Origin of the sequence: Oceanirhabdus seepicola (assembly GCF_023684385.1) — a bacterium.
GTDB classification, from domain to species: Bacteria; Bacillota; Clostridia; order Clostridiales; family Clostridiaceae; genus Oceanirhabdus; species Oceanirhabdus seepicola.
On record NZ_JAGSOJ010000005.1, the window covers coordinates 332,571 to 345,577 of the forward strand.

Sequence of the window (13,007 nt, forward strand, 5' to 3'; positions counted from 1 at the left end):
ATTCACCTAACATGCGAGTTAATTCGCATGCTGCGTTATGGGTTTGACTGAATGGTTATGTTAGCATTAAGTTATTAAATTCAAGGGGGTAATTTTATGGCAACAGTTAAACTTAAAATTGCAGATTTAAGGAAAGATAAAAGAATATCACAACAGGATTTAGCAGATGTATTAGGAGTATCTTTCCAATCAGTTAGCAAATGGGAAACAGGTACAACAATGCCTGATATTACGTTATTACCAAACATAGCTGAGTATTTTAATGTCTCTGTAGATGAATTATTGGGTCTTAAACCGCTACGTCAGCAAGAATACATACCAAGAGACTCAGATAATCGTGATAATTGGAATGGAAAGACCGATAAACTTTATAAAAATAGAAAATACTTTTGGAATGATGACTATCTAAGATTTCTTGTAAAAACCGTTTGGCGAATAGAATCACCAATTGATGTTATTGAATTTAGATGCGGAGAAGGTTACTTAGGTATGAAATTACTTGAGATTTTACCTAAGGGAAGTACCTATACAGGGGTTGATAACGAATATTTTATTAATAAAGCGAAATTTAATTTTAGTAATACTGAGTTTGATGCAAAGTTCATAATGTCAGACATATATTCCCTTGAAACTGATAAACAATATGATATAGCTATCTGCCAAGCTGGATTGCGACATATGAACAAGCCAATGGAAGTATTAAAAAAAATGATTGCTTCTGTTAAGAACGGCAGTCTTGTTGCTTGTGTAGATGTTAATAGAGAATTTGAAAATGACGGATTATATATTGATGATATTAGTTATGATTATCTTTGCACATCCTTTGATTTTCATAAGGTATGGAAGAAAGAATTGGAGTATGAAGGTAGAGATTATGCAATCGGAATGCGCTTACCATTTTATATGCAGCAGTTAGGTCTCCATGATATTGATATTCGCATGAATGATAAAGTGATGTATGTAAATCCCTATATGGAAGATTACCAGGAAAAAGTACAAGATTTCATTGAAATCAATGGATGGGATGAATCTTTTAGTATATCCAGCAAAGAAAATACTATTGAATTATTTATGAATCGAGGAATTGATAGAGTTGATGCAGAAGCATATATTAAAATGCAATCACGAATAGCAAAACATTTTAAAAACACCGAAAATAGAAAATCATTTTTAAAAGTACATGGATTACTAATTGCATACGGAAGAAAATAAACTTATTTAACTATAAGCTACAAATACTAAATTAAGGGAATCTCAATAGATTCCCTTAAAATTATCATATTATAAACACTATTTTATAACAGAACTAAGATTAAAATTTCTCCAAAAGAAATGTCAATCATTCTCCATTATACATTATCAACTATCCATTACGCTTTTCTTAAAGTTCTTTACGCACTCTAATAGTCTGGCTTCTCTTTGGTCCAACAGATACAATCGCAACCTTAACATCTGTTAATTCTTCAATTCTCTTTATATATGCTTTTGCATTTGGATGTAAATCATCATATGTTCTTGCATCTGCTACTGATTCATCCCATCCATCTAATACCTCGTAAATAGGCTCACACTTTGCTAAGTCTTCAAGACTAGCTGGGAAATAATCTATTACTTTATCATCAAGCTTATATCCAACACAAATACTTATCTTATCAATTCCAGCTAATGTATCAATTTTAGTTATTACAAGACTTGTTAAACCTGATATTCTAACAGCACTTTTTAAAATAACAATATCTAACCAACCACATCTTCTTGATCTTCCTGTTGTAACACCATATTCATGTCCAACAGTTCTGATGTGTTCTCCCATCTCATTATTAAGTTCTGTAGGAAATGGTCCTTTACCTACTCTTGTTGTATATGCTTTAGCTATTCCTACTGCACTCTCAATTAGAGTTGGACCTACACCTACTCCATTACACACTCCACCTGCTGTTGTATTAGAAGATGTAACATATGGGTATGTTCCATAGTCTATATCCAATAAAGTACCTTGAGCGCCCTCAAATAGTACATTCTGTCCTTCTTTAATCGCATCATATATTATAACTGATGTATCTTTAATAAATGGTTTTAATTTTTTACCAAACTCTAAATATTCATTGTAAATTTTTTCAAAATCAAGAGCCTCTCCTGAAAAAACATTAGTAATCATTTTGTTTTTAATTTCAATATTATTTTTAAGCTTTTCTCTAAGAACATCTGCATGTAATAAATCACACATTCTTATTCCGCTTCTTTCAACCTTATCAGTATAACAAGGACCTATTCCTTTTCCTGTTGTACCTATATTATCTTTTCCTCTTGCTATTTCCTTTAATCTATCTAACTCTTTATGATAAGGCATAATAACATTGGCTCTATCACTAATAGCTAATTTCTCTGGCGTTACCTTTGTGCCTAATCCTTCTAAATACTCTATCTCTGTGAATAAAGCTTTAGGGTCTATAACTACACCATTTCCAAGAATATTTAATTTTTCGTCATGTAATATTCCAGATGGTATTAAATGCAGCTTATATTCCTTTTCTCCTACTACAACAGTATGCCCTGCGTTATTTCCCCCTTGGAATCTGGCAACTACATTAGCCTCTTCAGCAAGATAATCAGTCATCTTACCTTTTCCTTCGTCTCCCCACTGAGCTCCTAATACTATATTCACTGACATATAAATTCCTCACTTTCTACACTAGTAGATTTTTATTTAAATTACACTCAGTATATTATCAAAGTGTACCTCTATCGTCAACTATTTTTACGAATATTAATCGTAATTTAATAATTTATTTTCGCATTAAAGTTTGTGTTTATACACACAAATTCCATCTAAGGAATATATTTTCTCCGAAAAAGTTCCTTTTTCACAGTTTTCAATTGCTTTTTTCATATCATACATTCTTGCATCCATTATATCTAAATAGTGCAACATTTCTGCCTCAGGAATCATTGGTTTTTTCGGACTTCCATATTCAGCCTCATAATGATGACTCAAAATCATGTGCTGAATTAACATAGATATCTCTTCATCAATATTAAGATCTTTTGATATTCTTTCTATATATCTTACACCCATTGTTATATGGCCAAGTAACTGACCTTCAATTGAATATTCATTTACTAATCCTAGTTCATTTGCATTCATTTCTTCGATTTTTGATATATCATGTAGAATTATTCCGGCCATCAACAAATCCCTATTAAGAAAATTATATACTTCACATAATCTATTAGCTGACCTTATCATTGTTACTGTATGATAAAGTAATCCACCTTTAATAGCATGATGATTTGATTTTGCTGCTGGATAATATAATAAATCTTCCATCTTATCTTCTAATACATATTCAAGTAACCTTTTTATATCTATATTTTCAATGTTACTAACTTCATTTTGTATATGTTCAATCATTTTTTCAGATTTATATGGTGCAGTTGGAATAAATATATCTAAATCATATTCATTCATATTTTCAATTAATTCAAATGAATCTATTTTAATTTGAAGTTTTCCCTTCCAATCTAATACATTACCAGATATCTTTATTAATTTATTAGTTTTAAATTGTTCCGCTTGCTCGTCACTGCATTTCCATAGCTTTGCATTTATGATACCAGTCCTATCTATTAAATTTATATCCAGAAATTTATTATTACTGCCATTAGTTAATCTACATGTTACATCTTTAATAAGATATACTTCTCTTATCTTATCACCATTTTGTAATAGTGAAATATTTTTTCTTTCCATTGTTGCCTCCTCTTAATTATTAATTAGGCTTTTGGAGTAAATTGATGTATGACCAATATTCCAAGCTTTCTTTTTTATTATATATACTTTTAACTTTAGCTGACTTATTACTTTTATCTAAAAGCATATTTTTTTCTATATTCTTATTATCACTGTTTATCTCCATTTTGAAAACATCATTTTCAAAATTAATAAATTTATAATCACATATTATTGTTCCACTATTATTTACAATAATAACCTCATTATTATTATTAAAATAATATTCAACTTCATTTATTTCATCTTTCCAATGACCTAATATTATATTACTTATATTTTCTTCAACTAATTTTTCCCTATCAATAGGGTTTATTTCTCTCTCAATACTTGTATATATTTGAATATATGAATCTTCAAGAGTTTTGATTATTGACTTTTTATTGTTAAGGAATAATTCAACTTCCTCAATATTATTTTCAACTAATTTTGTAAGAATAAGGACATTCATATCATAATTTTCTTCCATTAACCCACTAATCTGTAAAATGTCTTTCTTTAACCTATTGTTTTGCCCTATATTCTCAAGTCCTATATATGTATTTTTCTGATCTTTAATAAATTGATTTAACCTTTGATAATCTTCATCTATTATTTCTTGTCCTTTGAGCTTGTTAACTTCTTCATCTATCTTATTGTCAATTTTTTTGAAATTTTCAACTGATACTATTATTTCATCTCTAGTTGTTTTAACTATTTCAATTTCTGATTTATGGAATAAAATATTGTATGCAAAAAATGCATTTATTCCTATCAATACTGTTAAAAGTATTCCTACTGTTAACATATTTTTTATTTTCCTTTTATCCATACAATCCTCCCTAATTAACAACGTTTATTCAAAATATTTCATTAATCTTATTTAATATGATTATATTTTTTAGGTATTTTAATCTCAAATTCACACCCACTATCTGTATCATTAAGATTAATAACGCCATTATGCCTTTCAATAATATTTTCTGCAATTGCTAACCCTAGTCCTGTACCTCCTGTCTTTGAATTACGTGATTCATCGCCTCTGATAAATGGCTTGAATATTATATTCTTCATTTCCTTTGGAATACCATGACCATTGTCTTTAATTATAATTATTACATTATCTCCACTCTCAATAAGTGAAATAAATAATATTGTCCCATGATCATTATATTTTATAGCATTATTTATAATATTACTTATTGCCCTATCTAGTTGTTTCCAATCAAATGATGTTAATATTGCTTTATCTGGAATTGAAAAATCATATTCAAATTCTTTTTCTTCAAATTGAGGAATGTAAATTGCTATGAGTTCTCTTAGAAATTCACAAATATCGTTCAATTCAAATTTAATTTTATACTCTTCACTTTGTAACTTTGAATACTCAAATAATTCTCTAATAAGATTATTTGCTCTCACAGAATTTCTATTTATTATGTTGAGCATTTCTAATCTCTTTTCATTACTCACATTATCGTTTTTAATTAGGAATTCTGAATAACCTTGTATACTTGTTAAAGGATTTTTTAAATCATGGGATATATCTAATATCATTTGTTTTCTAACTTGTTCGGATTTATTTTTTAGTTCACTTTCATCTTGAATTTTTTCTGCCATATGATTAAATGCTTTTTTCACTTCTACAATTTCCTGGATTGAGTCTTTAATATCAGTCCTTACTGAATAATCGCCTTCCTTCATCTTATCTATGCTCTTTAATAAATCTGTTAAAGGTTTTACAAATGTTTTTGATGTTATTTTAGAGTATATTAATACTGATACCATAATAAATAACCCTATTACAAATACTGAAACCTTCTGTTTTAAGTTTGTTAAATTTGCCTCATTTAAATCACCATCAGTCAATCCAATATGTTCGATATCACTAGGTAATCCAATGATGACCATATTGTCCGTTTCTAAATCAAATTTTATAGTAGTATTATAATTTTTTCTCTTTCCACTAACTATAATCTTTAGGAATTCAACTAGTGTATATTCATATCCTTCCTTCAAGTTACTATTTTCTTCATATATTATTGTAAGATTATCATCTATTATTTCATAAAATCCTCCATATCCAATTATCTTGTTTATATCTTCATTCTCTTTCAACACTATTTCATATTCATTATCATCTAAAATTATCATTGGGGATTCATTAAAAAATTCTAAAATTACGTATCCAAAGAAAATAGTAATACAAAAAAGAATTAATAGAATTATTATTATTACATAATTCACTAATAATTTATTTGATAACTTAACTTTTTTGTTATTCATTTTCATTATTTTTTCTCCATTTTATATCCAATTCCTCTTATCGTTTTAAGATATGATGGACTCTTTGGATTTACCTCTATTTTATCTCTCAGATGGCTTATATGTACCATAATTGTATTTGAATCACCATAATAGTCTTCTTCCCAAACATTTTCATATAACTGTTTCTTTGTAAATACCCTTCCAATATTATTCATAAATAAATAAAGAAGTTTATATTCTTTAGCATTTAATTGTATTATTTCCCCATCCTTTTTTACTTCACAACTCTTCTTATCAAGAATTAAATCTCCACATATAAGCTCTTCTCTATTCTTATGTGAATAAGCAAGATATCTTCTTAAATGAGCTTGAACTCTTGCTATTACTTCACTAGGACTAAAAGGTTTACTCACATAATCATCTGCACCTAATCCAAGTCCCAATATTTTATCTTCATCTTCCCCTCTTGCAGTAATAAATATTATGGGAATATCACTTTCTTCTCGTATAGATTTAATAACTTTAAATCCATTTACTTTTGGCATCATAACATCTAGTAAAGCTATATCAATTTTTTCCCTATTAAAAATTTCAAGAGCTTCTTCTCCATCTTTAGCTGTAAATACTTTATATTCTTGTTTAAGAAGATGTAATTCTAACAATTCTCTTATATCACTTTCATCTTCTACAACTAACACTTTTTCATACATTAGCTTACCTCCATTAAAACCTCATATTTTTATCTCTAACCAAATAAAAATAGAAATATACGTTAAGTATATTTCTATTATATAACAATTCAAGGCACATTCAAACAAATAACAAGTCAGTATACTAGTCTATTTTGTTGCCTACTTCATCCTTGGGTTCCACTGATAGAGCAACTATCAGCGGAATCCAACTCTTTGTATTCCGCAAAATATCCGTCGTATCTTTGACTTGTTATTTATTTTCATATGCCTAAATTATATTTACAAAATTATTCTTGATGAATAACTTCAAGTGGAGCAAATTTACTATACTGCCCCAACCAGGCTAATTTTACAGTTCCAACAGGGCCATTTCTCTGTTTTGCAATTATAACTTCACCAATATTTTTATCTTCAGTATCTTTGTCGTAGTACTCATCTCTATATAAGAACATAGCTAAATCGGCATCCTGCTCTATAGATCCTGATTCTCTTAAGTCAGAAAGCATTGGTCTATGATCAGCTCTTTGCTCTGGTGCACGAGATAACTGAGAAAGTGCAAGTACAGGACACTCTATTTCCTTAGCTAATGCTTTAATTGATCTTGATATTTCAGATACCTCTTGCTGACGGCTCTCACTACCTTTTGAGCCTGACATCAGCTGTAGATAGTCTATTACAACCATATCAATACCATGTTCCATATTTAATTTTCTACACTTTGATCTCATTTCCATTACTGAGACACCTGCAGTATCATCAATGAATATCTTAGCCCGTGACAGTGGTCCAGTAGCTTTAGCTATATTCTCCCAATCCCTATCATCTAAGTCACCAGTTCTTAATTTTAACATATCAACATTAGCCTCAGAACAAAGTAATTTATATGCCAATTGTTCCTTAGACATCTCAAGCGAAAAAAAGGCAACATTCTTTCCGGCTCTCAGAGCTGCATGCTCTGTAAGATTAAGTACAAATGTAGTTTTTCCCATAGATGGTCTGGCAGCAATTAGTATCATTTCACCACTTTTAAAACCAGCGGTCATATCATCTAAATCTGGAAATCCAGATGGAACTCCAGATACGACACCTTCATTTTGACATATTTTTTCAATTTCATCTAATCCACGTGCAAGAACTGTGCTTATACTCTCAAAATCACTACTTGCGCTCTTCTCTGCAATATTAAAAATTCTCTGTCCCGCTAAATCAAGAACACCTTCTACATCATTCTGATTACTATAACTTTTTTCAATTATCTCATTTGATACCCTTATTAATTTTCTTAATGTAGATTTATCACTTATTATTTTAATATGTGATGCCAAATTTGTTGTAAGTAATGTGGACGATTGTATCTCTGTAATGTGACTTATTCCACCTACCCCTTCTAATTTATCCTCTGACTTAAGTTTTTCAACAAGAGTTATCATATCAACAAGTGAATTACTTTGGTAAAGTTCTGATATTGCTCTAAAAAGAATCTTATGGCTTTCTTTATAGAAATCCTCATCACTAAGGCCTTCTAAAACCTGTGGAATAGTATCATTATCCTTAAGCATTGACCCTATAACTGATTGCTCTGCATCAATATTATATGGTAAACTCTTTAAGGTATTTTCCATACACTACTCTCCTTTAAATTTACTGTAATAGAACATATCTAAATCCAATTTATATATTCTACATGATGTATTTTTGTATATACTTAATCAACAAATGCATCTCTTATTATATCATCTATATGGTCAACAATTCTAACTTCAATTCCTTCCAATTCTACTGGTACAGAATTCTTGTTTTCCTTAGGTATGAATACTTTGTTTATACCCTTTCTCTTAGCTCCATATATCTTTTCAAAAATTCCACCTACAGGCCTAATTTTACCCCTTAAGGAAATTTCCCCAGTAATAGCTATGTCTTGTTTTATCGGTTTGTTTTGAATAGCACTTAGAATACATAAGGTTATGGCAGCCCCTGCTGAAGGTCCATCAATTTTCCCTCCACCTATAACATTTACATGGATATCATAATCATGAATATCTACTCCAGCAACTGACTTAATTACTGTAGCAGCATTAAATACTGAGTCCTTAGCCATACTACCTGCAGTATCATTAAATCTTATTTTGCCTTTTCCTTTTGTCTTAGCTTTGAATGCAGCAGCTTCAATTTCTATTGTTGAACCTAAAAATCCTGAAACTCCAAGCCCATATATCTTTCCTATTTCAGCCTTGCCAGAATTATCAACCCTATTCATTGATGTTAATCTAGATATTGATATTACTTCCATTAAGTCATTCTTTTCGATTTTTATTTCTTCATGTGGAGAAAGACCTTTCTTGTATATCATATACCCATATACATCACTAAGAATATTTATAGCTTTTCTTCCCTCAATTGTATGTTGACTTATTGTTTCTGCAACACCCTCACCTAATTTAATATTTATCTTTTTAGCCGCTTCTTCTACGATGACTTCTATATGTTCACCTAATAGAGGCTCAAAAAATACCTCTGTGCATCTTGATCTTAATGCAGGATTTATCTCTGAAGGTTCTCTTGTTGTTGCTCCTATTAAAACAAAGTCAGCTGGTGCTCCTTTATCAAAAAGATATTTAACATACTTAGGCGTATTCTCATCATCAGGATCATAATACGATGATGAAAACTCCACTCTTTTATCTTCTAATACTTTTAATAGTTTATTTTGAAGTATATTATCTAACTCTCCTATTTCATCAATAAATAATACTCCACCATGAGCCTCTGTAACTAACCCTGGTTTTGGTTCTGGAACTCCCACATCAGACAAGTCTCTTTTACTTCCTTGGTAAATAGGGTCATGAACAGATCCCAATAGAGGATTTGTTATTTCTCTTGGGTCCCATCTTAAAGTTGTTCCATCCACCTCAATGAATTTAGATTCATTATTAAAAGGAGTATGTTTTAAATTCTTTGATTCTTTTAAAGCTAATCTAGCAGCCGTAGTTTTACCTACTCCTGGCGGCCCATATAAAATAATATGTTGAGGAAATGGAGATGCTAGTTTTGATAAAATAGCTTTCATAGCTCTTTCTTGGCCTATAATTTCCTCAAATTTAGTTGGTCTTAATTGACCCTGTATATTTCTAATCAGCTCTCTAGTATCTAACTTCTCTAGCAATTCTAATTTACTCTTAGTTTTACTGTTTTCGCGACCTCTTTTTTTATTAATAATACTTACTCTCATATCATCAATATACTGCTCTTGCTTTTCCATCAAGGCCTGCTCAACTTCATTCTCAATTTGATTTTGTACATACCTTTGAGCAATTTTATCTACCATAATTTCATGAGTTTTTTTGATTGCGGATTCAAGGTCATTATCAGATGGTATCATCTCAATATCTTTTCCATCTGTAATTACCTTATTTATTGCATATATCTTCTCATTAGGATTTTCACTATCTATAAATTTCTTTAATTTAAACTTCACAATTCTAGCTTCTATAGTTCCTGCCGGAACAACTCTTTTCATAAGTTCGTGAAGAACCTCTAATTCAATATCTACTGAGTATTGTTCACTAATTATTTTCTGATCTAATCCATCTTTTTTTATCTCGCTCAAAATGTACCACTCCAACGGCTATTAGAGTGTTCCTCCCTTCACAATGTTTTGGAAAGGTTAAAAAATACCTTTGTATATTTGGGGCTATTTCTTCCAGTTACTTCTTCAGCAAAACACTTACATACGAAAAGTATGCACGTATTTTACTTCATCGTAACTTAAAGAAATATCTCCCAAATCTCCTAAAGTTATTTTTTAACCGTTCCTATACGGATTCAACAATAACCATCATTTTAGCTGATACTTTAGGATAAATCTTCAATTCAATATCATAAGCGCCAACTGTTTTGATTGTATCCATAACAATTTTCTTTTTATCAATTTCAAATCCAAATTTCTTTTTCAATTCTGATACAATATCCTTATTAGTTATAGCTCCAAATAACTTTCCGTTATCACCTGATTTTGCTATAATTTTTATTTCTTTTCCTTTTAATTCAGCAGCTTTTTGTTGTGCTGCTTCAATTTCTTCCTGTTTCTTCTTTCTTTCTTTCTCTTTTTGATTGTTTAACATATTTATATTTCCTGTAGTAGCTTCTTTCGCTAAATTTTTAGCAAATAAGAAATTTCTTGCGTATCCATCAGAAACATTAACAACATCGCCCTGTTTTCCTTTACCTTTAACATCCTTTAATAAAATAACTTTCATTATTCTTCACCTTCCTTAACATAGTCGTCTAATATCTTTTTTAATTGTTTATATACTTCTTCAATAGAAGAATTTTTAATTTTTGCACCAGCCATCGTTAAATGACCTCCACCATTAAAGTGCTCTAAAATAATCTGAACATTTATATCCCCTAAAGACCTTCCACTAATAATTACATCATCTCCTATTTTAGCAAGTACAAAGGAGGCTTCTATATCTGCAATGTTTAATAGTTCATCGGCAACTTTAGCAACTATCACATTGCTATTTATCTTCTCAGGACATAACGCAATCGCTATATCATTAATAATTTCAGCAGATTTTATTATTTCTGCCCTTTCAGAAAACTCATCTAAATCCTCAGCAAAAAGTTTTTTAACTTCTATCGTATCTGCACCCATTTTTCTCAAAAATGCAGCAGCTTCAAATGTTCTTACCCCTGTTTTAAAATAGAAATTCTTAGTATCTATGCATATTCCCGCTAACATTGCTATAGCTTCTACTTTTTTCATTTTAGGTCTATCAGCCATATACTGAATAATCTCTGCGACCATCTCACAAGTAGATGATGCATAGGTTTCTACATAGCTTAGAATAGCATCTTTAACATAATCTGCACCTCTTCTATGATGATCAATTATAACCTTCTTATCAAATTTATTACATACATTCATACTTAAAATATGGTTAGTATTTTGTACATCTACAATTATCAATAAGCTATTTTCATCTATGTGATCTAATGCAGTTGTGCTATTTATGAATGATTCATAAATTTCATCATCTTTGTATATTTCTTCCATCATAGTGCTTATACTATTTGTATTTTCATCCAGAACAATATAACATTCTTTATTTAAATTTCTAATAGCAGCACTTAAACCTATTGATGCTCCAAGACAGTCTGCATCAGGATTTTTATGCCCCATTATATATATTCTATTACTCTCATCTATAAGGTTAACTAAAGCATGAGCAATTACTCTAGCTCTAACCTTAGTTTTCTTTTCAACTTCTTTAGTTTTACCACCATAAAAGGATAGTTTATCTTTATGTTTTACAACTGCTTGATCTCCACCTCTACCAAGTGCTAAATCCTTAGCAACTTGTGCATACTCTAGATTTTCTTGAGGGGTATATCCACCTCTTCCAACTCCTAGACTCAATGTTACAGTAAGTTTATTTCCAAAATTAATTTCCCTTACTGTATCCAAAATATCAAATTTATTTTGCATAGCTTCTTTTACTTGCATCTCTTGAACTGATAAAATATATTTACTCTCGTTATATTTCTTTATCATAGCATTCATTGCTTGTGCGTAACTAAATATTTGTCTTTCAATTTCCGCAGCCAATAAAGGTGCATAAAACTCATCTGTACTCTTAAGGGCGTCTGCAAAATTATCTACTTCTATTAAGATAATAGATTCTCTATTATCTTCTCTTTCTCTTCTTAAGTGATATTTATCACTTACATCAAAATAATATAATAAAATTATTTTATCTTTATCTTTGTTATTTTTATCAAGCTCAATCATACTTCCATAGATATCAAAGTACTTCTCTTCAATTTTTACATATTTAAAATTTTCCTTGTTTCCTTCAATAATATGTTTAACATTTAAATTTTTGCTCACATCATCAATATTGATCCCTAAAATCTCTTTTCCTTTGAAAATTGACGAAAATTTCTGATTATACCAAATTATATTTCCTTTGTTACTTAAAATTGTTAGTGGAATAGGTGATTCCATTAATAAATTATTGCCAGCTTCATCTAATTTATTAGATAAATTCTCAACATATTCTTTCCATTGAACTTTTTTCTTTCTATTAAGTATAATATTATAACCATATAATATTATATTAATTATAATCATTATAAAAAATGAACTATAGTGTTCCAGAATATATAATTGAATTGTTAATATAAATATTATTATCATATAAATATTAATATTGGGTATTAAATAATTATAACGTTTCTCCATAAAAAAGACCATATCCTCCTTAAATGTTTCA

General features: G+C 29.6%; 10 protein-coding genes. 1 reads left to right on the forward strand and 9 read right to left on the reverse strand.

From position 1 onward, the window contains the following. The first annotated feature begins 96 nt into the window (after positions 1-96). On the forward strand, positions 97-1,212 hold the full coding sequence (locus KDK92_RS21635; RefSeq protein WP_250861485.1) for a DNA (cytosine-5-)-methyltransferase: 1,116 nt from the start codon (positions 97-99) through the stop codon (positions 1,210-1,212). A 169-nt stretch (positions 1,213-1,381) separates the two neighbouring features. On the opposite strand, the gene KDK92_RS21640 is transcribed toward KDK92_RS21635, so the two are convergent. The 9 genes from KDK92_RS21640 to KDK92_RS21680 all read right to left on the reverse strand — a co-directional run bounded on the left by KDK92_RS21640 (position 1,382) and on the right by KDK92_RS21680 (position 12,976). Next, positions 1,382-2,671 carry an adenylosuccinate synthase gene (locus tag KDK92_RS21640; protein ID WP_250861486.1) on the reverse strand — a complete coding sequence of 430 codons (1,290 nt, stop codon included), beginning with the start codon at positions 2,669-2,671 and terminating at the stop codon, positions 1,382-1,384. A 126-nt stretch (positions 2,672-2,797) separates the two neighbouring features. Continuing rightward, a complete protein-coding gene (locus KDK92_RS21645) occupies positions 2,798-3,751 on the reverse strand; it encodes a 3'-5' exoribonuclease YhaM family protein (RefSeq protein ID WP_250861487.1) in 954 nt (317 codons plus the stop codon). 19 nt (positions 3,752-3,770) lie between these two features. Further along, positions 3,771-4,601, reverse strand: coding sequence for a hypothetical protein (locus KDK92_RS21650; RefSeq protein WP_250861488.1), 831 nt, complete (start codon positions 4,599-4,601; stop codon positions 3,771-3,773). Between the two features lie 47 nt (positions 4,602-4,648). Next, a complete protein-coding gene (locus tag KDK92_RS21655; RefSeq protein WP_250861489.1) occupies positions 4,649-6,061 on the reverse strand; it encodes a sensor histidine kinase in 1,413 nt (470 codons plus the stop codon). Continuing rightward, a complete protein-coding gene (locus KDK92_RS21660; RefSeq protein WP_250861490.1) occupies positions 6,061-6,747 on the reverse strand; it encodes a response regulator transcription factor in 687 nt (228 codons plus the stop codon). The genes KDK92_RS21655 and KDK92_RS21660 overlap by 1 nt, the downstream gene beginning before the upstream one ends. Before the next feature lie 269 nt (positions 6,748-7,016). After that, positions 7,017-8,351: a replicative DNA helicase gene (locus KDK92_RS21665; protein ID WP_250861491.1), complete on the reverse strand. Its 1,335-nt coding sequence runs from the start codon at positions 8,349-8,351 to the stop codon at positions 7,017-7,019. Between the two features lie 83 nt (positions 8,352-8,434). Beyond that, entirely contained in the window at positions 8,435-10,336 is a 1,902-nt protein-coding gene (lonC, locus tag KDK92_RS21670) for a Lon family ATP-dependent protease (RefSeq protein ID WP_420852353.1), read from the reverse strand. Positions 10,337-10,541: 205 nt separating this feature from the next. After that, a complete protein-coding gene (gene rplI / locus KDK92_RS21675) occupies positions 10,542-10,985 on the reverse strand; it encodes a 50S ribosomal protein L9 (protein WP_250861493.1) in 444 nt (147 codons plus the stop codon). Continuing rightward, positions 10,985-12,976 (reverse strand): DHH family phosphoesterase, encoded by a 1,992-nt coding sequence (locus tag KDK92_RS21680; protein ID WP_250861494.1) that lies wholly within the window; start codon positions 12,974-12,976, stop codon positions 10,985-10,987. Before KDK92_RS21680 ends, rplI begins: the two co-directional genes overlap by 1 nt. Between the last annotated feature and the right edge of the window lie 31 nt (positions 12,977-13,007).